We start from the raw sequence: 25806 nt of genomic DNA, 5'->3' as shown, positions 1-25806 counted from the left end.
GGACCGGCCGGATGGACCGGCCGCCGGACGTAGGAAGCGTTCCCGTAGTCCCGGAGGCACGATCATGCTGGAACACACGAACCTGGACACCCGCGTCGAATCCGTGCAGGAGTTCGAGCACGGCCACCTCGCCTGGGGTGCCGTCGGCGAGTACACGGCCTGGCGGCTGACCGCCGGACCGGGCTGGCGCTACTCCCTCCACCTCGGGCCGCTCGAGGGCATCGAGACCTGCCGCGAGGACCACATGCTCTTCGTCGTGGCCGGACGGATGGGGATCCGGATGGACAGCGGCGAGGAACTGGAGAGCGGCCCCGGGGACGCTGTCCGGATCCCCCCGGGGCACGACGCCTGGACGGTGGGCGAGGACACGCTGGTCGCGTTCGGGGTGGATCCGCGATGAACACGCTGATGCTCCCGCTCGACGGTGCTCGTCTGGCCTGTGACGAGGACGGGGCCGGCGACCCGGTCGTCCTCGTGCACGGTGCGGGGACCGGGTCGGCGGTGTGGGGAGCCGTGCCCGCGATGCTCGCCGAGGACCACCGCGTCATCCGGTACGACCGCCGCGGTTTCCCCCGGTCCGAAGGCACTCCCACCGCTGATGCCCGACGCCACGTGGCAGACCTGGCCGCGGTGCTCGAAGGCGTGGCACGCGCCCCGGCGACGGTCTTCGGCTGGAGCAGTGGTGGGAACGTCGCACTGGCCCTGGCCACCCGTCGGCCGGATCTCGTCTCCTCCGTCGTGGTCCTGGAGCCCCCGTTCCACGGGCTGCGGAGGCCGCGGAACGGGCTGATCCCGGCGCTGCTCGGCGCCAAGACCCTCCAGGTGCGGGGTCGACGCCGCGAGGCGGCGGCGCACTTCTTCCGCTGGGCTGGTGTCCGGAGATCCGGCGGGAGCTCCTTCGATGACGCACCGGCGGAGGTTCAGGAGGAGCTGCTCGACTGCGCGGACGCCATGCTCGCCGAACTCGACCCGCATCCCGCCGGAGTCCTGATGCACCACGTAAAGGCCGGCGACGTCGCGGTCTGCCCGGTGCCACTCCACTGGCTGCTGGGCGAGGACAGCGGCCCCTGGTACGAGCAGCTGCACGCCGACATGCAGCGGCGCATCCCGAGGATGCGCACCGTCCGGATCGAGCGGGCCGGTCACTTCGCCGTCCTCGACCGCCCGGGAGCAGTGGTCGACGCGGTGCGCGAGGCCGCCGTTGGTCCGACCAGGGGAGTCGGCGAAACCGACGGAAGGAGTCCACGATGACGAACGACACAGCACGAACCGGGTCAGAGCAGACGCTGCCGGTCGTGGTGATCGGGGCCGGGCCGACCGGCCTGGCCACCGCCGCCGCCCTCGGCCGCCGCGGGGTGCCGGCCGTCGTCCTCGAGGAGGGGGACGGCGTCGGCGCTGCCTGGCGCGGTCGCTACCGCGGTCTCCGGCTGAACAGCGGCCGGGCCTTCTCCGCGCTGCCGGAGATGCCGATGCCCCGCGAGGCCGGCACCTTCCCGGGCCGGGACGCCGTGGTCGCCTACCTCGAGTCCTACTGCGCCGCCGCCGGGCTCGACGTCCACACGGGCGTGCACGTGCGGCAGGTGACCGACGACCGAGGGCAGTGGCGGGTCGCCACCGACCACGGGGACTGGCGCACCGGGGAGGTCGTCGTCGCCACCGGGCTGCTGGCCCGCGGCACCGTGCCGTCGGAGTGGGGCTCGGACCGGTCCTCGGTCCGAGTCCTGCACTCCATCGACTACACCGATGCGGCCCTGTTCACCGGGTCCGACGTGCTCGTGGCAGGGGCAGGCTCGTCGGGGTTCGAGATCGCGCACGACCTGGTGTCCGGCGGAGCCCGCACCGTCTGGTTGTCGGTGCGCACGCCACCGAACATCCTGCCCCGGGCGGTGGCCGGGATGCCCGGCGACCCGGCGATCAACCTGCTGCGCCGGCTGCCTCCGCAGGTGGCCGACGCGGCCGTGCGGCCGCTGCAGCGGCTCACCATCGGCGACCTCACCGACGTCGACCTGCCCACGCCGGACGAGGGCCCGTTCACCCGCCAGCGCCGGCCGCACGACGCCGGCCCGGCCATCGTCGACCGCGAGGTCGTGGACGACCTGCGGGCCGGTCGGATTCGGGTGGTGGCAGCGGTCCACCGGCTGGACGGGGACCACGTGCACCTGGCCGACGGCAGCAGCCTGCGGGTCGACGCCGTGATCGCCGCAACGGGTCTGCGCCCGGAGCTGGAGTCGCTGCTGGGCGACCTCGACGTGCTCGACGAGGACGGCCTGCCGGTGGCCCAGGACGAGGAGCCCGCACTGCCAGGGCTCCGGTTCGTCAACTTCGGGATGCGGCCCGGGCTGCTCGCCGCCGCCGGTCAGCGCGCCCGGCGCACGGCGGCGGCGATCGCCGGCGAGTACCGGGAACGGGACGAGGAGGAAGAGCCGACACGGTGGTTCGTGCACCGGCCGGGGTGGGCGTGACGGCCGCGGGCGGGGCAGGGGGCGCGCCGCGCCGAGGGCCTCCTCGTGCCGCGCCCGGACCTCGGCCGCTCCCTCCTCGTCGTCCCGGAACCGCACCGACCGGTGCGGCACACGGGCCAGGGTGAGCTGCGCTCGGGGCTTGGTCGAGTGGGGGCAGCCCGGCCGGTGTGCCGACGATCCGCATCGCCCAGGACGACGCCGCCGACGAGCTGCTCGGCCGCGCTCCGCTCGCGCTGCTGATCGGCCTGCTGCTGGACCAGCACGTGCGTCAAGGAAGCAGCTGATCAGCCGCAGGAACGACTCTCCACGTCCGTGCCCCCTCCGCCATCGCACCATGCGGTGCGGCGGTCCGGCCCGATGACCGTCTGCCGCAGCCCTGTTCAGCGCGCTCCCAGCGCCGCAACTGCACGACGCACCTGCACCTCGTTGGACGACGAGATGTGGCTGTGGGCGTTGCCCGACGCCGGCGGGGAGTCGCTGGAGCTCGCCGTACGGCGGCCCCCGACGGCGGCCCGCTGCCCTGGTCGTTCAGCAGACTCCTACTGCCACGGCCAGTCCTCCTGCGGCCGGAGCGCACCCCGCATGAACGCCCAGGCGGTCAGCAGATCGCCGAGCAGCGCGCCGAGGTCGGTGTCCGTGGTCAGGTCGACGTGGTCGAACGAGCGGACGACCCCCACCTCCGCCTCCGGGAAGGCCCGCTGGAGGCGGAGGAGCTCCGCGACCGGCACGGCGGGGTCGTCGAGGGCGTGCACGGCCAGCACGTCGGCCTCGACCTCGTCGGCCACGTCCACCGGGGAGAACGTCTCGACGAGGGCGTCCCCGGGCGGGGGGAGGTCCCGGGCGAGGTCGGCGACCAGCGCCGGATCGTCGGTCGTCGCCATGCGGTAGACGTGGCGCGCGGCCGCGGGGAGATCGCTCGGCTCCCGCTGCTCGAGCGCGCGGCGCAGCGGCTCGCGCTGGTCCTCGGGCACCAGCTGCGTGGCGGCGTCCCGTAGCACCGTGCGGACGACGGACTCGTCGGCGGCCCGCCACGGGTGCACCTCACCGTCCACCACGGACACCCCGGTCACCGCCGCCTGGAGCATCCCGACCAGGTCGGCGTAGGCGCCGAAGGTGGCGACCGTGTCGATGCAACCGGCCACGCGTTCGTCCGCGGCCGCGACCAGGGCGAGAGACCCGCCGAAGGAGAACCCGAGGAGCACCAGGTCGTCGCCACCGCGGCAGAGCTCGGCGGCCACCTCCACGACCCGGGCGACGTCATCGACATCCAGCACCTCCTCGTAGAGGCTCAGCTCGGGGACCACCACCTCCCGTCCCGCGGCGGCCAGCGACGATGCCAGCGACACGACACGCTCGTCGTCCCGTCCGGCGGGAGCCGCACCGGGCACCACGAGGACCGGCGGCGCGTCAGCAGCGGGGGAGTAGCGGTCGACGAGCACGTCACCCATCTCCTGCTCACTGCGCGCGACCGACGGCGCCCACGGCCGGGGGAGCGGCCCGTCGAGTGCGGCGTCGAGCACGAACACGGACTTCGCGCTCGCGCGCACGGCCGGATGGCACACGAGCCCCGCGATGGCGAGCACGGTGATCACCAGCCCCGCGGCCAGCACGGCCCGGAGAGCTGGAGAACGCCGCATCTGCCGATCCTCTCGCGATGGCGACCACCTGCGGACCGGGGCCACCCTCGTCGAGGGCACCGGGGCCTCGACGCCCCGGGCTGGCTCGCTCTGGTCTTCTTCGCTGCCGTGGGGCGGCGGCCTGCACCCGACCTGTGGACGAGTGGATCCACGGGGGCCGCACCGCCTGACCGCTGGAGTGCCCGGGAAGGCGCCGGCGGCGGATCACGGGGTGTCGTCAGGCTCCCTGTCCGGATGATCTCCAGCGCCACAGCTGGACGACCTCGTCGTCGGCGGCGTCGAGGCGCTGCGGGTCGATGGCCCTGCCGGCGACGATTGCGCCGCGGGTTCTGTACGGCACCATCTCCGGCGTGCCGACACTCCGCATCGCCCAGGACGACGCCGCCGACGAGCTGCTCAGCCGCGACCCGCTCGCGCTGCTGGTCGGCATGCTGCTGGACCAGCAGTTCCCGATGGAACGGGCCTTCGCCGGGCCGCGGCTGCTGGCCGACCGGATGGGTGTGCGGACGCTGTCCGCAGTGGAGATCGCCGAGTGCGACCCCGAGGTGCTGCGGCAGCACTTCGCCGGCCCGCCGGCCGTGCACCGGTACCCCGGGTCGATGGCCGGCCGCACCCAGGAGCTCGCCCGCGCGCTGGTCGAGCGGTACGACGGCCGCGCCGACGCCGTCTGGGCCGACGTCCCGGACGGCGCCACCCTGCTCCGCCGGTTGCGGGAGCTGCCCGGCTTCGGCGCCCAGAAGGCGGCGATCTTCCTGGCGCTGCTGGGCAAGCAGTGCGGCGTCACCCCGCCGGGCTGGCGGGAGGCCGCCGGCGACTACGGCCAGCAGGGGTCGCGCCGGTCGGTCGCCGACATCACCGACCCGGAGTCGCTGGCCGAGGTGCGCAGCGTCAAGCAGGCCGCCAAGCAGGCCGCCAAGGAGGCGCGCGGCGCGAAGCCGAGCAGCGACTGAGGCACCGCGCGGACGGCTCGCCGGACCGCTGCATGGTGCACGATCGAGTGGCACCATGGGTCCCAGGAGCCGGGGGCTCCGGGGGCCGGTCGAACCACCCAGACGCGCGATCCAGCCGACCACCGCCGCCCTTCCCCCGGCCGGTCCAGGGAAGGGCGTCCGTGGCCTCCAGCCAGTCCAGCAGCCGCAACGAGCCGGTCCTCATCACCGAGGCCGAGCCCAGCCAGGTCGACCAGCACGCCGCACGCAAGAAGCGCTACGCGATCACCATGGCGATCCGTGGCATCAGCCTCGTCCTCGCGGCGATGACCTACACCTACTCCATCTGGTTGATGGCGGTCTTCGCCGTCCTCGGCACGGTGCTGCCGTGGGTCGCCGTGGTCATGGCCAACGACCGGCCGCCGAAGAAGAAGATCGACATGAACCGCTACCGGCCGCCGGCACCCGATCGAATCCTGGAGTCCGGCAGCAGCAAGGCCCGCGTCATCGACATGTGAGTCAGCGGGCGCCGGGACGTCCCACCACGGTGGCAGCCCGGGCCAGACCGGCCTCCAGGGCAGCTGCCGGGTCGGGCGCCCCGCCTGCGGCCGCCCACGCCGCGAGCACCCCCGCGGTGAGCGCGTCGCCGGCGCCCGTGGTGTCCACGACCCTCACCGCGTGCGCCGGCCGGTGCAGCAGCAGCTCGCCGGCCGCCCACAGCGCGCCGTCGGCGCCCAGGCTGACCACCACCACCGGGTACCGGCCCGCCAGCTCTCGGGCGGCCGATCCCGGGTCGGTGCACCCGGTCAGCAGCTGGGCCTCCGCGGCGTTGGGCAGCAGCAGCGTCACCGCGGCGGTGTCGGCGAGCCACCGGTCGACCCCGTAGCCGGTCAGCGGGCCGGTCGAGGCCGGGTCGACCGAGGTGGTGCAGCCCGCCTGCTGCGCCGCCGCGAGTGCCGCCAGCCCGGCGGCTCGCGGCGCGGGGTCCAGCAGCGTGTACCCCGACAGGTGCAGGTGCCCGCCCGGTGCAGGGGCCGGCACGTCGGCGGGCCGCAGCGCCAGGTTGGCGCCGCGATCGGCCAGCATGCTCCGCTCGCCGCCCGGCTCCACCAGGCTGATGACCGTCCCGGTCGATGCCGCGTCCACCGCGCGCACCGCGAGGTCCACCCCCGCGGCCGCCAGCTCACGGCACAGTGACTCCCCGACGACGTCCGCACCCACGCAGCCGGCGAGCAGCACCGGGGTGTCGAGCGCCGCCAGGTGCGCGGCCACGTTGGCCCCGGCACCGCCGCCCCGCGTGCTGATCGACGCCGGCCGGTCCGATCCGGGTGCCGGTGCACCGGCCAGCAGGACGACGACGTCGGTGCAGACATCGCCCACGACGACCACCGGACGAGCGGTCACGGCCGGGTTCAGCCGGCGAGCGCGGCGAGCTCGGCCGCGATCTGCCCGGCCAGCTCGGCGTTGCGCAGCACCAGCCGCACGTTGACCTCCAGGCTCGCGCCGCCGCTCGCCTCGTGCAGGTGCGCCAGGACGAACGGCGTCACGTCCTTGCCACGAGCCCCGGCGGCGTCCGCCGCGGCCAGCGCGTCGGCGATCACCCGGTCGTGCAGCTCGGCGTCCAGCTGTTCGTCGACCGGGAGCGGGTTGGCCACCACCACCGCGCCGGGCACCAGCTCGCGCCGGGCGGCGAACACCCGGGCCGCCTCGGCGGCGGAGGCCACCGACCAGTCGACCGGGGAGCCCGAGTCGGCGACGTAGAACCCGGGGAACCGGTCGGTGCGCCAGCCGACGACGGTGACCGACAGGGACTCCAGTCGCTCCAGCGTCGCCGGGACGTCGAGGATCGACTTGACCCCGGCGCAGACCACGACGAGCGAGGTGCGGGCCAGCGCCACCAGGTCCGCGGACTCGTCGAAGGTGTCCGCGGCGTGCCGGTGCACCCCGCCGAGCCCGCCGGTGGCGAAGACGCCGATCCCGGCCCGGGCGGCGAGCAGGGCGGTGCTCGAGACCGTGGTGGCGCCGCTGCGCCCCAGCGCCATGGCGACCGGCAGGTCACGGACCCCGAGCTTGGCGAGCTCCGGGTCGGCGCACACGCGGTCGGCCTCCGCCGCGGTCAGCCCGACGTGGGGCACGCCGTCCAGCACGGCGATGGTGGCCGGGACGGCGCCACCGGTGCGGACGGCGTCCTCGATCCGGTCGGCCGCAGCTCGGTTCTCCGGGCGGGGCAGGCCGTGCGCCAGCAGGGTGCTCTCCAGCGCCACCACCGGCCGGCCGGTGGCGAGCGCGTCGGCCACCTCGGGGGAGAGGGCGGACGGACTGATGGGGGAGGCGATGGGCACCCTGCCATCATGGTGGGCAGCCCGTCACGGACCGGATCCCGGCCCGAAACCGAGAACTGAGGGAGCAGCCCATGAGCAGCGCCGACATCCTCGAGCGTCCGGACGTCCGCGAGTCCGACACCGGCAACGCCAACGAGGTCTTCCACTACGTCAAGAAGAACAAGATCGCCGAGAGTGCGGTCATGGGGTCGATGGTCGAGGCGCTGTGCGGCGAGGTCTTCCCGGTGACCAAGACCCCCAAGCCCGGCAGCCCGGTGTGCCCGGCCTGCAAGGAGGTCTACAACCAGCTCAAGAAGTAGCAGGAGGGCCGTGCTGCGCGGACCGACCTGCTACCGCAGGCCGAGCTTCTGCGCCTCGAGCTCGATCTTCGCCGCCCGCCGGCGCTGCCGACGCTGGTCGTGCCGGGGGCGCGGAGCCGGCCACCACGCCTCGATGGTGGCGTTCAGCTCGGCGCCCAGGAGCAGGGACATCCCGAGCAGGAAGCAGAACAGCAGCGCGGCGATCGGCGCGGCCAGCGCACCGTAGGGCAGGGCCACGGTGAGGATGTCGGCCACGTAGCTGCGCAGCAGCACCGCTGCACCCATGAAGAAGGCGACCGCGAAGCACCCGCCGAGCAGGTGTCGGGTCCAGGGCAGCCGCCGCGGCAGGATCACGTGGTAGAAGCTGGTGAGCCCCAGGACCAGGGCGATGATCACCAACGGCCAGTAGACGGCGTTGACCAGCAGCGTGGCGGTGTCCTGCCACTCGGTGGGCATGAGCTGCACCAGGGTGCCGCGCCCCAGCACCAGCAGCGGCAGGGTCAGCACGGCGAGCACCAGGCCGATGACGAAGAGCCACAGCGCCATCAGCCGGGTCCTGATCGGGCCCCGCACGTCGCGCTGGTCGTAGGCGATGACGACGGTGTTCAGGAACGTCGCGGTGGCCGAGGAACCGGCCCACAACGAGATCACGAAGCCCAGGCTGACCACCTCCAGCCGGCCTGACCCGAGGATGTCGTTGAGCGTCGGCTCGACCAGCTCGGCCACCACCCGCGGGGTCAGCGCCTCGGTGGAGGCGCTGAGCAGCTCGGCCTCGATCTGGGCCACCGGGGCGGTGCCGATCCAGGAGCTGAGGTAGCCCAGGGAGCCCAGCAGCCCGATGAGCAGCGGGGGGACCGAGAGGATCTGCCAGAAGGCCGCCTCCGCCGACAGCCCCAGGATGCGGTCGTTCCAGGCCTTGGTCAGTGTGCGGCCGAGCACCTGCAGCGGGATCCGCAGGGGCGTCGGCAGCCGGCCGACCGGCCCGCGGCGAGGTGGTTGCGCAGCCGTCCCGGTCTCCTGCTCGGGGGCCGGTGCCGGGTCGGCGGCATCGTCCGCCAGGTCACCGGCGCGCTCGGGTGAGCTGCGACGGACGACGGAGGCCACGGGTCCAGTGTGCACGGCCGAGATGACCCGGATCCGTCGGCGTCCGTCCCGCCGTCAGCCGGCCGGGGCGGGCGGCGGGGTGCTCGGCGGGGTGGTCGGCACAGCTGCGGCGTCGGCGGCCGGGTCTGCGGGCGGCTCGGGCGGGGCCACGCAGGTGATGATCGCCTCGGCCGCGTAGCGGGTGTCGAACTCCTCGCGGCGCAGCTCGGCGTTGCTGGTGAGGTCCCGGAAGACCCGGGTCACGGTGATGTCGAAGCCGCGCGCCCCCGACTGGGGGATGCAGTTGCCGTCGTCCACCTTCTCCTGGACGGCGGGTTCCCGGATGTTGCGGCGCGCGCTGCTGATCGACTCGATGTCGTAGTACTTCGTGCCCCAGAAGGTGACCGTCAGCGAGCTGGGGGTCCACTCGGTCTGGACGTAGATGCCGGTGTCGGTGTCGTTGCGCCACTTGAGGTCGATCTGGCCCTCGTAGACCGTGGCCTCGCGCCCGGCCGGGTAGCGGCTGATGTAGAAGCTGTGCGGTTTGTGGTAGACGTCCTCCAACCCGGCGAAGAACACCGAGTTGAACATCGTGGTCGCGAACTGGCTGATCCCACCGCCCACCGCCTGCGACAGCTCTCCGCCGCTGATCACCGCCGCCGGGACGTAGCCCTGCGCCGTGCCGCGGGGACCGGTGTAGCCGTTGAGGCTGAAGGTCTCGCCCGGTCGGACGAGGGCGCCGTCGACCTCTGCTGCCACGACCCGGATGTTCGTGCCACTGGCCTGGTTGGTGAACTCGGTGGTGAAGGAGCTGACCTTCTCGGTGATCCCCAGCGCCTGCGCCTGCTCGGTGGTGAGGGACGCCGGTACCGGGCCGAGCACGCCGGTGACGGTGCGCGGAGCCGGCTCGGAGAGCACCGGGAGCAGCTGGTCGGCCAGCTGGACGGGGTTGATGCCCTGGCCGTCGACCGACGGGACGATGCTGATCGTGTCCCCGGAGACCTCGAACCGGGCGTCCTGGGCGGGGGAGCCGAAGACGCCGAAGTCCTCGCCCACCTCCGCCTGCAGCGCCTCCGGGTCGATGCCGACGGCGAGGGTGCCGTCCTCCTGCGGGGTGAACGTGAGGGACGCGGCGATCGCGGTGACCGGGATCTCCACGGACTCCGGACCCTCGGGGCCGACCACGGTGACCGGCGCGGAGAGCGCCGGGGTCACCGTCTCCTCCAGCACCCGCGCGGCCTCGTCGGACTGGACCTGGACCTCGGTCTTCTCGACCGGCAGGTCGATGGGCTCGTCCACCGCCCCACCTGCGGCCAGCGTCTCGGTGATCGCCTCGGCGGCGCCGGCCCGGTCGAGGGTGCGGCCCTCGAGCGGTTCCACGACCGACGGTTCGGTGCCCTCGAGGGTGATCGTGGCGTCGGCCGGCGCGCGGTCGACGGTGGCGGCCAGCTGGTCGACCTGTGCCGCCAGAGCCGTCTCGTCCCCGGTGAGGACGGCGTCGACCTCGCGGTCGCCGAAGAGCGAGGTGAGCCGCGTCCACGGGTTGAGCGGCTGGTCGTCCACGGCGTCGACGGTGGCCGGCACGTCCAGGGCGATCCCGGCCGTCGCCGGGTGCAGCACCCCGGTCACGTCGTCGGCCACCACCGGGTGGTCGGCGGCGACCTTGGGGGCCAGGTCGCCCTCCAGCCGCTGTGCGGCGGCAGCGGGGGACAGACCGCCCACGTCCACGCCACCGACGACCGTCCCGCGGGGCACGTCGCCCCCCGCGAGGGCCAGGTCGGCGCCGTAGAGGACGGTCAGCGCGAGGAGCGCGGCCGCCGGGACGAGCACCCGACGTCGCCGCCACGGGGGACCGTCGTCGCCCTCCCCGCCGGAGGAGGGGTCCGCCGGTGGCGGGCCGCCGGGCCCACCCCGGTCGGCGACGGGCGAGGACCCGGCCGGCGGCGTCGAGTGCGCCCCGTCGTCGTGGCCGGTCTCGGGCGCCGGGGGCGGGGAGGCGACCCGGGTGACGACGGCGGTGTCCTCGACCGCAGACCCGGCTGCCGGGGTGCCCGAGGTCGTCGGGGCGTCGGCCGGTGCGGTGGTCCCGGCCGACGGTGCGGATGCCGAGGTGGCCGGGGACTGCCCCGGTGCAGCCAGCGGTGGGGCGGCGTCGCCCTCGACGGGCGGACCGATCACCTGGGTGTCCCCGGGCGGTGGGGTGCTCGGCTGCTGTGCGTCTTCCACCGGCCCCGCGGTGTCCGCGGGTCGTGCGGCGGCTGCGGGGTGTGGGTCGTCGGCCGGATCCGCGGTGTCCGATGGCTGCTGGGCGTCCGAGTCCTCGGCGGGTGCCGGCGGCTCGGACTCGGCCGGTGCATCGGCACCGACGGGCCCCGCGCTGGGCGGGGCCGGTGGTGCGGGGGGCGCCGGGCGACTGCTGCCGACGGTGCCGTCGGGTTGCAGGCGCACGGTGTCCGAGACCCCGCGGGGCTCCTGCGGCATCGGTCGATCTCCGGCTTGATCGGGACCGGCAGCCGGTCCTGAGGACGACGAAGCCGCCGACTGCCCGTCCCCGCGCTGCGGGTCCGGACTGTCGGCGGCTTCGTCGGGTGAGGGCTTCATCGCTGGCGCGACGATAGTTGCCCCGCTCAGTTGGAGAGGCGCGCCTCGCCGTCGGTCTCGATGATGTCGGCTGCGATGTCGCGCAGCTTGTCCTCGTACTCACGTGCGTGGTGTCCACAGAAGACGAGGTCGCTCCCACTGGGGAGGACCACGCGCACCTTGGCCAGAGCACCGCAACGGTCGCAGTGGAAGGGAACGACGAGTTCTTCGGTGGGCGGGGTCGTCGTCAGCGTCTGGGTCATCTGGCTCATCACTCGCTCTCTACCGCACGGACCCGCGGCTGCGGATCGGCCTCCTGCACAGCGCCAGGATGGCCCCTCGTGTTCCCGTTCCGGCGCCTGTTGTGCACGGACTCGCCGAAAGAGATGCGGTCGTGACACTCGAGGTGCGGATGGAGCGGGTCAGCAGGGGACGTCACTGGTTCGGAACTGGGTCCGGATGGAACACGTGCTTGGTGGTGCTTCACCGGCTGTCGGTGAGTGGGTCCGCTGCTGTTCTGACGTCCCCCACGCTACGCCGTCTACCCGTTGTGTGCCGCCGTACACCGTCCCGTCACCCGTTGGGAGCGGTGCGGACGCTCCGTGCGCCGGACACGCCAGCGGCCGGCGACCCATCGGGTCACCGGCCGCGACAGCACCGTCCGGGAGCCTGCGGCTCAGTCCAGGTAGTCCCGGAGCACCTGGGAGCGGCTGGGGTGGCGCAGCTTGGACATCGTCTTGGACTCGATCTGCCGGATCCGCTCCCGGGTGACCCCGTAGACCTGGCCGATCTCGTCCAGCGTGCGGGGCTGGCCGTCGGTGAGCCCGAACCGCAGCCGCACCACGCCGGCCTCACGCTCCGACAGCGTCTGCAGCACCGACGTCAGCTGGTCCTGCATCAGGGTGAAGCTGACCGCGTCGACGGCCACGACGGCCTCGGAGTCCTCGATGAAGTCACCGAGCTGGCTGTCGCCCTCGTCACCGATGGTCTGGTCCAGGCTGATCGGCTCCCGGGCGTACTGCTGGATCTCCAGCACCTTCTCCGGGGTGATGTCCATCTCCTTGGCCAGCTCCTCCGGGGTGGGCTCGCGGCCCAGGTCCTGGAGCAGCTCGCGCTGGATGCGGCCGAGCTTGTTGATGACCTCGACCATGTGCACCGGGATGCGGATGGTGCGGGCCTGATCGGCCATCGCGCGGGTGATCGCCTGCCGGATCCACCAGGTCGCGTAGGTCGAGAACTTGTAGCCCTTGGTGTAGTCGAACTTCTCCACCGCGCGGATCAGCCCGAGGTTGCCCTCCTGGATCAGGTCCAGGAACGCCATCCCGCGGCCGGTGTAGCGCTTGGCCAGGGAGACCACCAGGCGCAGGTTGGCCTCCAGCAGGTGGTTCTTGGCGCGCTCACCGTCCCGGATGATCCAGTTGAGGTCCCGGCGCATCTGCGGGGAGAGCTTCTGGCCCTCCTCCTCGACCTGGCGGAGCCGTTCGGCGCCGTAGAGGCCGGCCTCGATCCGCTTGGCCAGGTCGACCTCCTCCTCGGCGGTGAGGAGGGCGACCTTGCCGATCTGCTTGAGGTAGGCACGGACGGAGTCGGCGGAGGCGGTGAGCTCGGCGTCCTTGCGGGCCTGGCGCAGCGCCTCGGACTCCTCCTCGTCGTCCCACTCGAAGTCGCCGCTGGTCTCGGCGTCCTTCTCCTCGGTCTCGGTGACGGCGACGCCGTCCTTGCCGGTGACGACGGTCTCGTCGAGCTTGAGGCCCTCGGCGCCGGCGTCGACGACGGCGACGGTCGCCCCGTCGGAGGCGACGGCGGTCAGGACGGTGCCCTCACCGGTGCCGGGGGAGGGGGCGATCGTCGGCTTGCGGGCTGCGGCCTTCTTCGCGGGAGCCCGCTTGGCCGGGGGCTTCCTCGCCGCAGGGGTCACCGGTGCGGTGGCCGACGAGGAGGCACTGGTACGGGCGGCGACCGTCCTGCTGCGACCCTGGCTGCTCACCGTGGTCACGTCCGGTCCTGGCTGGTCGGCGGGCACTCGGGGTTCCTTCCCGTACTACTGCGGTGCGTTCCTGGAGGGCCGTGGGCCCGCGGAGAGCGGCCCCGTACGGCGTTCCGACGTGGCAGGACCCCAACGGTCAGCTCGACGAGGCGCACGCCGTGCGGTGTTTCGCCGGGTCGTGACTGGGGATGAACTGTTGGTTGGGGAGCGACGCGTTGGAGCGTGTTCATTGTAACGATGCGCACCCGGCGGTCCACAGGTTCTGTACCGGATGCGGCTCGATGCCAGGCACGTCCGGTCGGCACCCGCGGCAGGGCGGTCGCCGTCAGCCCGGCGTCACTGACCGATGTGCTGCTCGGCCGCCAGGGCTGCGCCGACGATCCCGGCGTCGTTGAGGAGCTCGGCGGGGACGACGCGGGTCCGGGTGGACAGCAGCGGCACCCACTTCTCCGCCTTCTTGCTCACCCCGCCGCCCACGATGATCAGGTCCGGCCAGAGGCTGGCCTCCAGCGTGTCCAGGTACCGGTCGACGCGCTTGGCCCACTGCGGGTAGCTGAGGTCCTCGCGCTCCCGTGCCGACGCCGACGCGCGCTTCTCGCCGTCCTGGCCGTCGACCTCGATGTGGCCGAACTCGGTGTTGGGGACGAGGGTGCCGTCGATGAACAGCGCGCTGCCGATGCCGGTGCCGAAGGTGAGCATCAGCACCAGGCCGCGCTGACCCCGGCCGGCGCCGTAGGCCATCTCGGCGATGCCGGCGGCATCGGCGTCGTTGAGCGTCTGGACGGTGCCCGGGATGACGGCCTCGAGCCCGGCGGCCATGTCGGTGCCGATCCAGCTGGAGTCCATGTTGGCGGCGGTGAAGGCCTCCCCGTGCTTCATCACCCCCGGATAGGTGACGCCGATGCGCCCCTCCCACCCGAACCGACCGACGATCTCGGCCACGACGCCGTAGACCGGGTCGGGCAAGGCCGGCTGGGGAGTCGGGATCCGCACCCGGTCCCCGACCAGCTCGCCCTTGTCCAGGTCGACCACGCAGCCCTTGATGCCGCTGCCACCGATGTCCACTCCGAAGCCCTGCACGCAGGCAGGCTAGCGACCCCGCCCACCGGAGGTGCACCGGTCGGGCAAGATCGCTCTCCGTGATGACCTCCGGCGCTGCCGCACCCGCCCTGTCCACCGAGCTGCTGGAGCTGGCCCGGGCCACCGCCGAGGAGGCCGCGGTCCTCGTCGGTGCGGGGCGCAGCAGCGCCGCCGAGCAGGTCGACACCAAGTCGAGTCCGGTCGACGTCGTGACCGCGGTCGACACCGCCAGCGAGGCGCTGATCGTGCGCCGGCTGCTCGAGGCCCGGCCCGACGACGGGGTGCTGGGGGAGGAGGGCGCCGCCCACGAGGGGACCAGCGGCGTCCGCTGGGTCGTCGACCCGATCGACGGCACCGTCAACTTCCTCTACGGCCTGCCCGCCTACGCCGTCTCCATCGCCGGTGAGGTCGACGGCCGCACCGAGGTCGGCGTGGTGCTCAACGTCGGCACCGGCGAGCTGTTCACCGCCGTCCGCGGCCAGGGTGCCTGGCTCACCGCACCGGGCGCGGCAGCGATGCAGCTGCACGGCAGCTCACCCGCCTCACTGGAGCAGACCCTGGTGGCGACCGGCTTCGGCTACCGGGTGGAGCAGCGCCGCGCCCAGGGGGCGGTCGTCGCCCAGCTGCTCCCCGAGGTCCGCGACATCCGGCGCTGGGGGTGCGCCTCGCTGGACCTCTGCGCCGCAGCGGCCGGTCGGGTCGACGCCTACTACGAGCTGGACCTCAAGCCCTGGGACCACGCCGCCGGGGCGCTGATCGCGGCAGAGGCGGGCCTGGTCGTCACCGGGACCGGTGGGCGCCCGTTCGCCGAGCCCATGGCCGTCGCGGTCGCCGCGTCGGTGGCCGCGCCCCTGCTCGCCCTGCTGGAGCGGCTGCACGCCGCCGGCTGACCGGGTCGCCCCGGTCGCCGGTCAGCAGTCCGCTTCGACGCTCGCCGCCGCGACCAGCGCGGCAGCCACCTCTTCCTCGCTGGCCAGTCCGGCGAAGTCCGGCCCGATCACGAGGTCGACGACGCCGGTGGAGCGGGTGTCGACCCGGTCGGTGGCCCCGGGGAGGTAGAGCCGGAGGAACTCGGCGGCCTCCCGGCCCGGGCCGGCGAAGCGCAGCTCACCGACGCCGGTCACCTCGGCGCTGCCGGGGTCGTTGGCGGTCTCGTTGACGACGAACCCGCGGCTCTCCAGGGTCGTGGTGACCTCGCCGGCCAGTCCGGGGGTGTCCGTGGCGTTGTAGACCCTGATCGACACCGTGGCCGGGTCCAGCTCGGTCGGCACGTTGCTGGCGCTGCTGCAGACCGCGGCCGCGGCCTGCTCCCGGGCACGCTCGTCGCCGAGCACGTTCCACCACACGGCCATGGCGGCCAGCGCCAGCACCAGCAGGAACACCAGGGCGGGCACCGGCCGGCGGTTGCGGCGCGGAGCGTCGGTGCGGCGCTCCGCGGTGTCGTCGCTGAGCTCGGTCACTGGGTCCTCACGGCGGCCGGCACGTACACGCAGTCGACCCTAGCGGCGGCGGGAGCGGCTACAGCGCACCGTCCTCGAGTGCGGCGCGTCCCAGCTCGACGCAGGGGTCGATCTTGTCGGCGTAGCCGGTGGTGTCCTTGCCGGCCATCGCACCGGCCGCCGACCGGGCCACGATGCCGGCGACGATCGCGGCGAACTTGAAGTACGCGAAGCCCACGTACCAGTCCAGGTCCGACAGGTCGGCGCCGCTGCTCGCGGCGTACCGCTCGGCCAGCTCCAGTCGGGTCGGGAAGCCGGGCAGCGTGGTGACCTGGGAGACCGAGACGGCTCGCTCCTCGCCGGCCTGGGGCCAGTAGACGAAGAGCATCCCCAGGTCGGTGAGCGGGTCGCCCAGCGTGGACATCTCCCAGTCCAGGACCGCGCGCACCCGGCCGGGGGTCTGCGGGTCGAGCAGGCAGTTGTCCAGCCGGTAGTCGCCGTGCGTGATGCCCGTGCGCCGGGTGGTGGGCACCGTCTCGGCCAGCCGGGCGGCCAGTGCGTCCAGCGCCGGCCGGTCGGTGTCGCGGGTGGCGTCCCACTGCTTGGTCCAGCGGCGCACCTGGCGCTCCAGGAAGCCCTCGGGCCGACCGAAGTCGCTCAGCCCGACCGCGTTGGGGTCGACGCCGTGCAGGGCCGCGAGGGTGTCCATCAGGCCGTCGGCGACCGCCCGGCGCTGGGCCGGCTCGTCGGCGTACCCGGGCGGCAGCTCGCTGACCACGTGCACGCCGACCACACGCTCCATCACGTAGAACGGGGCGCCGAGGACCGAGGTGTCGGTCGCCAGGTGCAACGTGCGGGGGACCGGAACCGGGGTGCCGGCCAGCGCGGAGATCACCCGGTGCTCGCGCACCATGTCGTGCGCGGTGGCCAGCACGGCCCCGGTCGGCGGCCGGCGCAGGATCACCGCGTCGTCCTCGGAGCCGCCCTCCGGGGTCACCACGTAGGTGAGGTTCGACATGCCGGCGGCGATCAGCTCGACCCGGACCGAACGCCACTTCTCGTGCCCGAGAGCACCCGCCAGGTAGGGGCCGACGACCCCCGGATCAGCACCCACTGGAGTCCCCACGGCGGCAGGGTAGCCTCTGGCGCTCCCCGCCTCGACCGGCCTCCCGGCCGGCTGGATGTGTCGGTCTCCCGCAGGCGGGCACAAACCGGGGCCGGACGGCGTTGGGCGGCTGGCGGGGGTGCAGGACGAGCAGCAGGCCTGTTCGTCCACCAGCCGAGCCGGACGTGGTCCGGTGCACGACCGAGCGACCCGGGACAGGGGCCACGTGGCCTCCGGACCGGCGCGAGATCCCCGGCCGCCCTGGCGGCCGGCACCACCGCCGTCGGCGCCCGCTGCCGACGGCAGACGAGCGGGCCCGTGTGCCCGCGACGAAGAGAGAGTGAGGGGCACCCCATGGCCCAGGACTACGACGCCCCCCGGCGCAACGAGACCGACGAGCTCGGCGAGGACTCCCTGGAGGAGCTGAAGGCCCGTCGGGCCGAGGCGCAGTCCTCCTCGGTGGACGTCGACGAGACCGACTTCAACGAGGCCCTCGAGCTCCCCGGAGCGGACCTCTCCAACGAGGAGCTCACCGTCCGGGTGCTGCCCAAGCAGGAGGACGAGTTCACCTGCTCGCGCTGCTTCCTCGTGCACCACCGCAGCCGGCTGGCCGCCACCCGCAACGGGCAGCCGGTCTGCCGCGACTGCGCGGCCTGAAGAGGGACGCCCGTACCCCGCGTTGCTCGCCGGCTCACGGCGGGCCTCTGCACGGGGGGCCGTTCCAGCACGTCACCGTCGAGGGGAACCGATGAGCCAGCAGCCGCGTGACGTCCCGCCGCCCCGCCCCGTGGGCGGGACGCCGGTCGAGGGCGAGGTCGTGGGTGCCGACAGCGGACTCGGCGCGGCGGCGCGGGCCCTCGCCGACGCCGTCTCCGGGCTGCTCGGCCGGGACGAGCCCGGCAGGGACACCCGCACTCGGAGCGGCAGCGGACCGGGCCGGTCGACTGCCGGTGCCCGGGCGGCGAGCGGGGTCCTGTCCGATGTCGTGTCCGCGGTCGCCGCCGCGGCGCGGGACGCGCGGACCGGCTCGGCGCGGGACGCCCGGGCCGCCTCGGGGCGGGAGCGCGCCACCGGCCCCGGCACGGACGCCCGCGGCGGCGCGGCACCCTCCGGCCTGCTGAGTGACCTCCTCGACGCGGCTGCCCCTCGCCTCCCGATCCGGGACGGGGCACGCCTGCGACGGGCTCATCCGGGGGCCTCGGACGCGGAGATCGCCGACGCCCTGGTCGCCCGGGCGGCCCGGCTCACCGGCGGGGTCGGTGCCGCGACCGGTGGGCTGGCGGCGGCGCAGTGGTTCGCGCCACCGACCCTGGTCGCCGTCCCGCTGGAGCTCGGTGCGCAGACCGTGCTGGTGGCCGCCGTCGAGGTCGTGCTCGTCGGGGAGCTGCACGAGCTGGCGGGCCGGCCGGCCCCGGGCGACGCCCGGGCCCGGGCCGGTGCCTACCTGGCGAGCTGGAGCACCCAGCGGGCGGTGGGGAGCTCGTCGTCGGGTGGGCTGCTCGGCGCGCTGAGCACGGCCGGGACGACGGCGCTGCGGCGGCGGGTCACCCGGCGCCTGGCCCGGAGCACGACGTCGGTGGCCCCCCTGCTGGTCGGGGCGACGCTGGCCGCCCGCGGCAACCGCAAGGCGACGGCCGCGCTGGCGGATCGGCTGCGGTCCGACCTGGGGCTGCCCCCGGCCGGTCCGGGCGCCTGACCGCCGGGTCGGCCCACATGTCCACCGGTCGGCGCGGCTAGCCTCGCCGCCGTGCCCGTTCCCCTGCCCGACCAGCCGCTGGCCGGCGTCGCCGCCGAGGTCGACGTGCCCGTCGTCCTCGGTTCCGCCGCCGTCCTCCCGGCCTACGCCCTGCCCGGTGACGCCGGTGCCGACCTGTGCCTGGCCGAGGACGTGGAGCTCGCACCGCACCAACGCGCACTGGTGGGCACGGGGGTCGCGGTCGCGATCCCCGAGGGGTTCGCCGGCTTCGTGCACCCGCGCTCGGGTCTGGCGCACCGGCTGGGGCTCAGCCTGGTCAACGCACCGGGCACGATCGATGCGGGCTACCGGGGCGAGATCAAGGTCAACCTGGTCAACCTGGACCCCATCACCACCCTCCGGCTGTCCCGGGGCGACCGGGTCGCCCAGCTGGTGGTCCAGCCGGTCGTGCGGGCCCGCTTCGTGCCGGTCGGAGAGCTGCCCGGCAGCGAACGAGGCAGCGGCGGGCACGGCTCCACCGGCGGCTCGGCCGCGCTGGCCGCCGACCTGACCCACACCTCTCTGGAAGGACGGGCCTGACGATGCCGTTCGGACGTCGACGCAACCGGATCGACCGCAGCCTCCGGGAGCGGGGAGTGCCCCCGGAACCGCAGGTGCGGGAGCGTGAGGAGACCGCCACCAGTGGGCCGTGGGACGAGGCCGACGCCCCGGAGGACGGCCGGCAGCGGGTCGACCTCGGCTCGCTGCGCCTCCCGGCGGTCCCGGGCATGGAGCTGCGGGTGGACGTCAACGCCCAGCAGCAGGTCGTCGGGGCGAGCCTCCGCGCCGGGGACTCCCTGCTGCAGCTGTCGGTCTTCGCCGCGCCGCGCGCCGGCGGTCTCTGGGACGAGGTGCGCGCCGAGCTCATGCGCGGGGCGAGCGGGCAGGGCGGCCGGCTGACCGAGGTGGACGGGCCGTTCGGCCGTGAGCTGGTCGGGTCGGTCCTGGTCGCCGCGCCGCCGCAGCAGGGGGAGACCGGGGCCCCGAAGCCGGTGCGCCGTCCGGCCCGCTTCCTCGGCGTCGACGGCCCCCGGTGGTTCCTCCGCGGGATGATCAGCGGCTCGGCGGCCAGCACACCCGAGGCGGCTGCGCCGCTGGAGGCGGCGTTCCGGTCCGTCGTCGTCGTCCGGGGGGCGCAGCCGATGCCGGTGCGCGAGCAGCTCCCCTTGACGCTGCCCCCGCAGGCAGCCCAGCAGGTCGCCCGCAGGCAGGCCGCCGGCCAGGGTGCGCGCCCGGCGGCCCGCCGCCCCGCCGGCCCGCCGGCTGCCGCGCCGCCCGCCGCCGCGCCCCCTGCCGCCGCGCCGGCCGCCCCGCCTGCCTCGCCGGCTGCCGCCTCGCCGGCTGCCGCCTCGCCGGTCGCCCCGCCTGCCTCGCCGGTGGCGCCGCCGTCGGCCACACCTGCGCCGGCACCCCCCACCGAGCCCCCCACCGAGCCCCGGGACGCCGGGTGAGCGAGCCCGTCCGGCACGACTACGGCCCCGGGCCCGACCAGTTCGTCGAGGTGTCCCTGCCGGACGGCGACGGTCCGGCACCGGTGGTGGTGGTCGTGCACGGCGGGTTCTGGCGGGCCCGCTACGGCATCGAGCTGGCCCGCCCGCTGGCCGCCGACCTGGCCGTCCGCGGCTGGGCAGCGGTGGCCGTGGAGTACCGCCGGGTGGGCGCCGGCGGTGGCTGGCCCACGACGCTCCAGGACGTCGCCGCGGCGGTGGACGCCCTCCCCGACGTGCCGGGCGCAGCGCGCCTGGACCTCACCGACGTGACCGTCCTGGGCCACTCCGCGGGCGGGCACCTCGCGGCGTGGGTCGCCGGTCGCGGCCGGTTGCCCGCCGGGGCGCCGGGGGCCGACCCGCGGGTCCCGGTCAGCGCGGTCGTCGCGCAGGCCGGCGTGCTCGACCTGGAGGCCGCGGTCACCGCCGACCTCGGCGACGGGGCCACGGTCGGCTTCCTCGGTGGCACGCCGGACGAGGTGCCCGACCGGTATGCCGCGGCCGACCCGGTGCGGCTGCTGCCGACCGGGCTCCCCGCGCTGTGCGTGCACGGCGACGAGGACAGCTCCGTGCCGCTGGACCAGAGCCGGCGGTACGCCGCCGCCGCGACCGCGGTAGGGGACACCGTCGAGGTGGTGGTCGTCCCCGGCGACCACATGATGTTGATCGACGTCTCCGGTGCGGCGTGGGAACGCACCGTGGACTGGCTGGCCGAGCGTCGGACAGCGGCCCCTGGCAGCACTACCCTGGGATCGTGACCGAGACCAGGACCGGTGCCTCCACGGAGCCCGGCGCGCGGGGCTGGCTGTCCCGCAAGCTGCAGAAGCTCACCGCCGACGACCGGACCGTGGACGCCCAGGAGCTGCGCTCCGGGGTGGCGTCGGCCGGCTGCTCGGCGGTCAGCACCTGCCGCAAGGGCGAGGTCGTCACGGTCACCGGGCGGATCAAGTCGGTGGTCTACACCCCGCGAGAGACGGTCCCGACCCTGGAGGCCGAGCTCTTCGACGGCTCCGGTTCGGTCACGCTCGTCTGGCTCGGCCGCCGCCGCATCCCCGGGATCGAGCCGGGTCGTCGGCTGACCGCGCGCGGCCGGTTCGCCGCCTTCGAGGGTCGGCAGGTCATCTACAACCCCTGGTACGAGCTGAGCGCCGGGTGACCCGGTCGTCGATGCGGGCATGACCGGAGGGACCGGCCGGTGAGCGAGCCCGGACGCGGTGGGGTGTCGTTCGACCGCCACCTGGTGCTGGACCAGCTGGGCGGCTGGCGCGGCATGGTCGACGCCTCGCTGCCCACGATCGCGTTCATCGTGGCCAACTCGGTCGGCGGGCTGACCGTCGGCATCTGGGCGGCCCTCGCCGCCGCAGTGCTGGTCTTCCTGCTGCGGCTGCTCCGCCGGGAGGGCCTCCAGCAGGCCGTCAGTGGGCTGTTCGCCGTCGCCGTCGCCGTGGCGATCACCGCGTACTCCGGACAGGCCCGGGACTTCTTCGTGCTGGGCATCGTGCGCGGCGCCGCGATAGCCGTGATCCTGCTCGGCTCGATCCTCTTCCGCCGTCCCCTGGTGGGGGTGATCGCCGAGTTCCTGGCGCCCAGCCACCTGGGGGCGATGTCCGCCCACCGGCTGCCGTCGCTGCGCGGTCGCGCTCGCCGGGACCCGGCCGCGACGCCCGTACCGGTGGAGGGCGGCGCCACCGTGCCGGTGGCGCCCGGCCCCCGGGCTCCGGACCCCGAGCCGGAGCGGCACTGGCGCGACGACCCGCGGATGCTGCGGGCCTACAGCTGGCTGACCGTGCTGTGGGCAGCGGTGTTCCTGCTGCGGGCCGCTGTGCAGGGGTTCTTCTACCTGCGCGATGAGGTCGAGCTGCTGGCGACGTCCTCGCTGGTGATGGGCCTGCCGCTGACCGCCGCCCAGCTCGTGGTGACCCTGTGGGTGGTGGCCCGGCTGCACCGGCACCGCTCCGAGCCGCCGCTGGTCGAGGACCCGGCGGAGCCCGAGGACCGCCCCACCGTCTGACGGCCCCCGCCGTGGGCTGGGTCGGTCAACAGCTCCCGTCGGGGCACATGACCGCCTGGAGCTGCTCCTCGATGTCGCCGTGGGTGACGAACAGCAGCTCGTCCCCGGCCTCGAGCGGTTCGTCGGGATCGGGTGCGATGACGCGGTCGCCACGCAGGATGGTGGTGAGCACCGTCTCCCGGGGGAACGGCACCTCGCGCACCGGCCGACCCACCCACGGGGTGTCCTCGGCGAGGGTGATCTCGACCAGGTTGGCCGCGCCCTTGCGGAAGCTCATCAGCCGGACGACGTCGCCCACGGTGACCGCCTCCTCCACCAGGGCGGCGAGCACCCGGGGGGTCGAGACGGCGACGTCCACGCCCCACGCCTCGGTGTAGAGCCACTCGTTGCGCGGGTCCTTGACCCGGGCGACCACCCGGGCGACCGCGAACTCGGTCTTGGCCAGCAGCGAGACGACCAGGTTGGCCTTGTCGTCACCGGTGGCCGCGATGACCACGTCGCAGGTGGCCAGCTGGGCCTCCTCGAGGGAGGAGACCTCGCAGGCGTCCGCCTGCACCCACTCGGCGCCCGGGACCGCCCGCGGCTTGACCCGGGAGCCGTTCTTCTCGATGAGCATCACGGCGTGGCCGTTGCCCAGCAGCTCGGTGGCGATGGACCGGCCGACCGCGCCGGCCCCCACGATGGCGACGCGCATCAGTGCTGCCCTCCCGCGGGACCCTGCTCGACGGCCTCGTGCACCCGGTCGGTGAGCTCGTCGGTGGCGGCGACGACGAGGTGGTCGCCGGTCTGCAGCACCGTGGTCGGGGTGATGAGCTGGGCCTCGCCGAAGCGCACCAGCCAGGCGGCCCGGGCACCGGAGGCGCTCTCCAGCTCGGCGAGCGGCCGGCCGACCCAGACGTCGGTCACGGTGATCCGCATCAACAGGACCGTGCCGGTGGGCTCGCGCCAGATCTCGGTCACCTTCACCGAGAGCAGCTCCCGCATCAGCCGGCTGACCGTCCACGGGACGGTGGCGACGCTGGGGATGCCCATCCGCTCGTAGACCTCGGCCCGCTTGGAGTCGTAGATCCGGGCGACGACGTGCTCGACGCCGAACGTCTCGCGGGCGACGCGCGCGCCGATGATGTTGGAGTTGTCCCCGCTGCTGACCGCGGCGAAGGCCCCGGCGGAGTCGATGCCGGCGTCCAGGAGGGTCTGCCGGTCGAAACCGAGCCCGGTGACCTGGCGGCCGCCGAACTCGGGGCCGAGCCTGCGGAAGGCCTCGGGGTCCTGGTCGATCACCGCGACGCTGTGGCCGATCACCTCGAGTCGCCGGGCGATCGCCGAACCGACGCGGCCGCAGCCCATCACGACCACGTGCACCTGTGTCCCACCCGTCTGCCGAACCGTGCCGCCCCCGCGGACCGCCGGGGCGTACAGCGCGCGAACGTACACCCGAAGCCAGGCCGTGGTGGCGCATCGGGGCGTGCGGAGCACCGTGGGTTGCCCATGTGAGTGAGGTCGCCCCGGTGCGGCCCACGGGTGGGCGCCGCGTCCGTACCATCGCCGCCGTGCCATCCCTGTCCGACCTCGGACAACTCCCGAAACGACTCGTCCTCGGCCGGCCGGTCCGCAGCGACCGTGCCGGCGAGTCGCTGCTGCCCAAGCGCTTGGCACTGCCGGTCTTCGCCAGTGACCCGCTCTCCTCCGTCGCCTACGCGACGCAGGAGATCCTCATCTTCCTGACGCTGGCCGGGACGACGTTCCTGTTCCTCACCCCGTGGCTGGCCGCGCTCGTGGTGCTGCTGCTGGCCGTCGTCGTCCTGTCCTACCGCCAGGTGGTGCACGCCTACCCCTCGGGCGGCGGCGACTACGAGGTGGCGATGAAGAACCACGGCCAGTTCGCCGGGCTGGTCGTCGCCAGCGCGCTGCTCGTGGACTACGTGCTCACCGTCGCCGTCTCGGTCAGCTCCGGCACGGACAACATCATCTCCGCGTTCCCCGAGCTCGCCGAGCACCGCGTCCTCATCTCCGTCGTGCTGGTCGTCCTGCTCGTCGCGATCAACCTGCGCGGGGTGCGGGAGTCGGGGAGGACCTTCGCCTTCCCGACCTACGCGTTCATCGCCTGCATCCTGGTGATGATCGGCACCGGGCTGATCCGGGAGTTCGTCACCGGCGGCGACGTGGTGGCCGAGAGCGCGGGCTACGCGATCCAGCCCGAGCCGGGCTACGAGCAGGTGACCGGCCTGGCGCTGATCTTCTTCGTGCTGCGGGCCTTCGCCTCCGGCTGTACGGCGCTCACCGGGGTGGAGGCGATCGCCAACGGCGTGCCGGCGTTCCGCCCACCGAAGAGCCGGAACGCGGCCACGACGCTGGCGCTGATGGGCGGCATCGCCGCCACGATGTTCGCCGGTGTCACGGCGATGGCCCTGCTGGCGGACGTCAGGTACGTGGAGAACGCCTGCGACCTGGTGGGCTTCGACTGCGAGGGCCAGCCGCAGCGCACCGTCATCGCCCAGGTGGCGGCGGCGACCTTCGGCGGCCCGGACTCCCTCGGCTTCTACCTCGTCCAGGCAGCCACGGCCCTGGTGCTGATCCTGGCGGCCAACACGGCGTTCAACGGCTTCCCGCTGCTGGGCTCGGTGCTCTCGCAGGACCGGTTCATGCCGCGTCAGCTGCACACCCGCGGCGACAAGCTGGTCTACAGCAACGGGATCCTCATGCTGGCCGGGTTCGCCATCCTGCTGCTGATCGCCTTCGAGGCCGACTCCACCCAGCTGATCCAGATGTACATCGTGGGCGTCTTCACCAGCTTCTCGATCGGCCAGTGGGGCATGGTGCGGCACTGGAACCGGGAGCTGCGCAGCGAGACCGAGCCCGCTGCCCGCGGCCGGATGCAGCGATCCCGGGTGATCAACGCCGTCGGCGGCACGCTGACCAGCGTCGTCCTGCTCATCGTCGTGGTCACCAAGTTCACCGGCGGGGCCTGGATCGTGCTCGCCGCGATGCCGGTGATCTTCCTGCTGATGCGCGGGATCAACCGGCACTACTCGCAGGTGGCCGCGCAGCTGGTGCCCGACAGCGATGCGCGGACCAAGCCCAGCAGGGTGCACGCGGTCGTGCTGGTCTCCAAGGTGCACAAGCCGACGCTGCGGGCGCTGGCCTTCGCCCGCGCGACCCGGCCCGACGTCCTGACCGCGCTGACGGTCAACGTGGACGACGCCGACACCCGCGCACTCCAGCGGGACTGGGAGCGCTACGACATCCCGCTGCCGCTGACCGTGCTGGAGTCGCCGTACCGGGAGATCACCCGCCCCGTCCTGGACTTCGTCAAGGACATCCGGCGCGCCGGCCCCAGGGACCTGGTCGTGGTCTTCGTGCCGCAGTACGTGCTGGGCCACTGGTGGGAGAACCTGCTGCACAACCAGAGCGCACTGCGACTGCGCACCCGGCTGCAGTTCCTGCCCGGCGTCATGATCACCAGCGTGCCGTGGCAGCTGGAGGGCTCGCACGACCGGGACGGCGGGAACGGCGGCGGCCCGGCTCCCGGCGACCTGCGGCGCGGCCTGACCTCCGAGACCGAGCAGACGCCCTATGGCTGACGACGGACCCGGCGTCCCCCCGGGCAGGACCCCGTCCCCCTCGCCCGGC

At 74.0% G+C, this 25806-nt stretch carries 27 protein-coding genes; 15 read left to right on the top strand and 12 right to left on the bottom strand.

Annotated elements, in window-relative coordinates; translation table 11 throughout:
- Positions 1-64: 64 nt before the first annotated feature.
- From O2V61_RS20170 to O2V61_RS20160, 3 genes are read left to right on the top strand one after another with little or no spacing between them, the layout of a single operon-like run.
- Positions 65-400, top strand: coding sequence for a hypothetical protein (locus O2V61_RS20170; protein ID WP_269185049.1), 336 nt, complete (start codon positions 65-67; stop codon positions 398-400).
- Complete coding sequence (locus tag O2V61_RS20165) at positions 397-1251, top strand: alpha/beta fold hydrolase (protein ID WP_269185048.1); 855 nt, start codon at positions 397-399, stop codon at positions 1249-1251. The genes O2V61_RS20170 and O2V61_RS20165 overlap by 4 nt, the downstream gene beginning before the upstream one ends.
- The gene (locus O2V61_RS20160; RefSeq protein WP_269185047.1) at positions 1248-2462 is read left to right on the top strand and encodes a flavin-containing monooxygenase; all 1215 of its coding nucleotides are present in this window, start codon (positions 1248-1250) and stop codon (positions 2460-2462) included. The genes O2V61_RS20165 and O2V61_RS20160 overlap by 4 nt, the downstream gene beginning before the upstream one ends.
- Before the next feature lie 539 nt (positions 2463-3001).
- Here the strand turns inward: O2V61_RS20160 and O2V61_RS20155 are convergent.
- Positions 3002-4099 (bottom strand): alpha/beta fold hydrolase, encoded by a 1098-nt coding sequence (locus O2V61_RS20155; RefSeq protein WP_269185046.1) that lies wholly within the window; start codon positions 4097-4099, stop codon positions 3002-3004.
- Positions 4100-4449: 350 nt separating this feature from the next.
- Here O2V61_RS20155 and O2V61_RS20150 point away from each other — a divergent pair, with 350 nt between their 5' ends.
- Both O2V61_RS20150 and O2V61_RS20145 read left to right on the top strand, forming a co-directional pair.
- A complete protein-coding gene (locus tag O2V61_RS20150) occupies positions 4450-5049 on the top strand; it encodes an HhH-GPD-type base excision DNA repair protein (RefSeq protein WP_269185045.1) in 600 nt (199 codons plus the stop codon).
- 161 nt (positions 5050-5210) lie between these two features.
- A complete protein-coding gene (locus O2V61_RS20145; protein ID WP_269185044.1) occupies positions 5211-5546 on the top strand; it encodes a DUF3099 domain-containing protein in 336 nt (111 codons plus the stop codon).
- Between the two features lies 1 nt (position 5547).
- Here O2V61_RS20145 and O2V61_RS20140 read toward each other — a convergent pair whose 3' ends face one another.
- Together O2V61_RS20140 and O2V61_RS20135 are read right to left on the bottom strand one after the other, a co-directional pair.
- Entirely contained in the window at positions 5548-6432 is an 885-nt protein-coding gene (locus tag O2V61_RS20140; RefSeq protein ID WP_269185043.1) for a carbohydrate kinase family protein, read from the bottom strand.
- Positions 6433-6440: 8 nt separating this feature from the next.
- A complete protein-coding gene (locus tag O2V61_RS20135) occupies positions 6441-7370 on the bottom strand; it encodes a pseudouridine-5'-phosphate glycosidase (protein ID WP_269185042.1) in 930 nt (309 codons plus the stop codon).
- A 71-nt stretch (positions 7371-7441) separates the two neighbouring features.
- On the opposite strand from O2V61_RS20135, the gene O2V61_RS20130 reads away from it, so the two are divergent.
- Entirely contained in the window at positions 7442-7669 is a 228-nt protein-coding gene (locus O2V61_RS20130) for a DUF3039 domain-containing protein (protein WP_269185041.1), read from the top strand.
- A 30-nt stretch (positions 7670-7699) separates the two neighbouring features.
- Here the strand turns inward: O2V61_RS20130 and O2V61_RS20125 are convergent, their stop codons facing one another.
- From O2V61_RS20125 to ppgK, 5 genes are all read right to left on the bottom strand, one after another.
- Positions 7700-8773 carry a YihY/virulence factor BrkB family protein gene (locus O2V61_RS20125; RefSeq protein ID WP_269185040.1) on the bottom strand — a complete coding sequence of 358 codons (1074 nt, stop codon included), beginning with the start codon at positions 8771-8773 and terminating at the stop codon, positions 7700-7702.
- A 54-nt stretch (positions 8774-8827) separates the two neighbouring features.
- Positions 8828-10930 carry a VanW family protein gene (locus tag O2V61_RS20120; RefSeq protein ID WP_269185039.1) on the bottom strand — a complete coding sequence of 701 codons (2103 nt, stop codon included), beginning with the start codon at positions 10928-10930 and terminating at the stop codon, positions 8828-8830.
- Between the two features lie 449 nt (positions 10931-11379).
- Complete coding sequence (locus O2V61_RS20115) at positions 11380-11604, bottom strand: DUF7455 domain-containing protein (RefSeq protein WP_231558401.1); 225 nt, start codon at positions 11602-11604, stop codon at positions 11380-11382.
- A 404-nt stretch (positions 11605-12008) separates the two neighbouring features.
- Positions 12009-13328: an RNA polymerase sigma factor gene (locus O2V61_RS20110; RefSeq protein ID WP_331254238.1), complete on the bottom strand. Its 1320-nt coding sequence runs from the start codon at positions 13326-13328 to the stop codon at positions 12009-12011.
- 327 nt (positions 13329-13655) lie between these two features.
- The gene (ppgK, locus tag O2V61_RS20105; protein WP_269185037.1) at positions 13656-14399 is read right to left on the bottom strand and encodes a polyphosphate--glucose phosphotransferase; all 744 of its coding nucleotides are present in this window, start codon (positions 14397-14399) and stop codon (positions 13656-13658) included.
- Between the two features lie 62 nt (positions 14400-14461).
- Here ppgK and O2V61_RS20100 point away from each other — a divergent pair, with 62 nt between their 5' ends.
- Entirely contained in the window at positions 14462-15289 is an 828-nt protein-coding gene (locus O2V61_RS20100; protein ID WP_269185036.1) for an inositol monophosphatase family protein, read from the top strand.
- Between the two features lie 21 nt (positions 15290-15310).
- Here O2V61_RS20100 and O2V61_RS20095 read toward each other — a convergent pair whose 3' ends face one another.
- Together O2V61_RS20095 and O2V61_RS20090 are read right to left on the bottom strand one after the other, a co-directional pair.
- Positions 15311-15859, bottom strand: coding sequence for a LytR C-terminal domain-containing protein (locus tag O2V61_RS20095; protein ID WP_269185035.1), 549 nt, complete (start codon positions 15857-15859; stop codon positions 15311-15313).
- Positions 15860-15917: 58 nt separating this feature from the next.
- On the bottom strand, positions 15918-16964 hold the full coding sequence (locus O2V61_RS20090; RefSeq protein ID WP_269185034.1) for a phosphotransferase family protein: 1047 nt from the start codon (positions 16962-16964) through the stop codon (positions 15918-15920).
- A gap of 333 nt (positions 16965-17297) precedes the next feature.
- Here O2V61_RS20090 and O2V61_RS20085 point away from each other — a divergent pair, with 333 nt between their 5' ends.
- From O2V61_RS20085 to O2V61_RS20055, 7 genes are all read left to right on the top strand, one after another.
- A complete protein-coding gene (locus O2V61_RS20085; RefSeq protein ID WP_269185033.1) occupies positions 17298-17600 on the top strand; it encodes a DUF4193 domain-containing protein in 303 nt (100 codons plus the stop codon).
- Between the two features lie 91 nt (positions 17601-17691).
- A complete protein-coding gene (locus O2V61_RS20080; RefSeq protein ID WP_269185032.1) occupies positions 17692-18639 on the top strand; it encodes a hypothetical protein in 948 nt (315 codons plus the stop codon).
- Between the two features lie 51 nt (positions 18640-18690).
- Entirely contained in the window at positions 18691-19218 is a 528-nt protein-coding gene (dut, locus tag O2V61_RS20075) for a dUTP diphosphatase (RefSeq protein WP_269185031.1), read from the top strand.
- Between the two features lie 2 nt (positions 19219-19220).
- Positions 19221-20129: a DUF3710 domain-containing protein gene (locus tag O2V61_RS20070; protein WP_269185030.1), complete on the top strand. Its 909-nt coding sequence runs from the start codon at positions 19221-19223 to the stop codon at positions 20127-20129.
- Positions 20126-20923: an alpha/beta hydrolase family protein gene (locus tag O2V61_RS20065; protein ID WP_269185029.1), complete on the top strand. Its 798-nt coding sequence runs from the start codon at positions 20126-20128 to the stop codon at positions 20921-20923. Before O2V61_RS20070 ends, O2V61_RS20065 begins: the two co-directional genes overlap by 4 nt.
- A complete protein-coding gene (locus tag O2V61_RS20060) occupies positions 20920-21321 on the top strand; it encodes an OB-fold nucleic acid binding domain-containing protein (protein ID WP_269185028.1) in 402 nt (133 codons plus the stop codon). Before O2V61_RS20065 ends, O2V61_RS20060 begins: the two co-directional genes overlap by 4 nt.
- Positions 21322-21360: 39 nt before the next feature.
- Positions 21361-22176, top strand: coding sequence for a DUF3159 domain-containing protein (locus tag O2V61_RS20055; RefSeq protein ID WP_269185027.1), 816 nt, complete (start codon positions 21361-21363; stop codon positions 22174-22176).
- A gap of 25 nt (positions 22177-22201) precedes the next feature.
- On the opposite strand, the gene O2V61_RS20050 is transcribed toward O2V61_RS20055, so the two are convergent.
- Together O2V61_RS20050 and O2V61_RS20045 are read right to left on the bottom strand one after the other, a co-directional pair.
- Positions 22202-22870 carry a potassium channel family protein gene (locus O2V61_RS20050; RefSeq protein WP_269173869.1) on the bottom strand — a complete coding sequence of 223 codons (669 nt, stop codon included), beginning with the start codon at positions 22868-22870 and terminating at the stop codon, positions 22202-22204.
- Positions 22870-23538 carry a potassium channel family protein gene (locus O2V61_RS20045; RefSeq protein ID WP_269185026.1) on the bottom strand — a complete coding sequence of 223 codons (669 nt, stop codon included), beginning with the start codon at positions 23536-23538 and terminating at the stop codon, positions 22870-22872. The genes O2V61_RS20050 and O2V61_RS20045 overlap by 1 nt, the downstream gene beginning before the upstream one ends.
- 188 nt (positions 23539-23726) lie before the next feature.
- Between O2V61_RS20045 and O2V61_RS20040 the strand changes: the two genes are divergently transcribed.
- On the top strand, positions 23727-25757 hold the full coding sequence (locus O2V61_RS20040) for an APC family permease (RefSeq protein ID WP_269185025.1): 2031 nt from the start codon (positions 23727-23729) through the stop codon (positions 25755-25757).
- Positions 25758-25806 lie beyond the last annotated feature (49 nt).

The sequence above is a fragment of the Modestobacter sp. VKM Ac-2985 genome, assembly GCF_026967925.1.
In the GTDB taxonomy this organism is placed as follows: Bacteria; Actinomycetota; Actinomycetes; order Mycobacteriales; family Geodermatophilaceae; genus Modestobacter.
Note: the sequence above shows the minus strand (reverse complement) of the source record. Positions and strands in the feature narration are given on the sequence as shown.

What these genes read in the sequence shown, in the direction of transcription:
- O2V61_RS20165 (WP_269185048.1), top strand. Translation starts at nt 397, where the DNA reads ATGAACACGCTGATGCTCCCGCTCGACGGTGCTCGTCTGGCCTGTGAC.
- O2V61_RS20130 (WP_269185041.1), top strand. Translation starts at nt 7,442, where the DNA reads ATGAGCAGCGCCGACATCCTCGAGCGTCCGGACGTCCGCGAGTCCGAC.
- O2V61_RS20050 (WP_269173869.1), bottom strand. Translation starts at nt 22,870, where the DNA reads ATGCGCGTCGCCATCGTGGGGGCCGGCGCGGTCGGCCGGTCCATCGCC.
- O2V61_RS20160 (WP_269185047.1), top strand. Translation starts at nt 1,248, where the DNA reads ATGACGAACGACACAGCACGAACCGGGTCAGAGCAGACGCTGCCGGTC.
- O2V61_RS20100 (WP_269185036.1), top strand. Translation starts at nt 14,462, where the DNA reads ATGACCTCCGGCGCTGCCGCACCCGCCCTGTCCACCGAGCTGCTGGAG.
- O2V61_RS20070 (WP_269185030.1), top strand. Translation starts at nt 19,221, where the DNA reads ATGCCGTTCGGACGTCGACGCAACCGGATCGACCGCAGCCTCCGGGAG.
- O2V61_RS20155 (WP_269185046.1), bottom strand. Translation starts at nt 4,099, where the DNA reads ATGCGGCGTTCTCCAGCTCTCCGGGCCGTGCTGGCCGCGGGGCTGGTG.
- O2V61_RS20085 (WP_269185033.1), top strand. Translation starts at nt 17,298, where the DNA reads ATGGCCCAGGACTACGACGCCCCCCGGCGCAACGAGACCGACGAGCTC.
- O2V61_RS20080 (WP_269185032.1), top strand. Translation starts at nt 17,692, where the DNA reads ATGAGCCAGCAGCCGCGTGACGTCCCGCCGCCCCGCCCCGTGGGCGGG.
- O2V61_RS20170 (WP_269185049.1), top strand. Translation starts at nt 65, where the DNA reads ATGCTGGAACACACGAACCTGGACACCCGCGTCGAATCCGTGCAGGAG.
- O2V61_RS20115 (WP_231558401.1), bottom strand. Translation starts at nt 11,604, where the DNA reads ATGAGCCAGATGACCCAGACGCTGACGACGACCCCGCCCACCGAAGAA.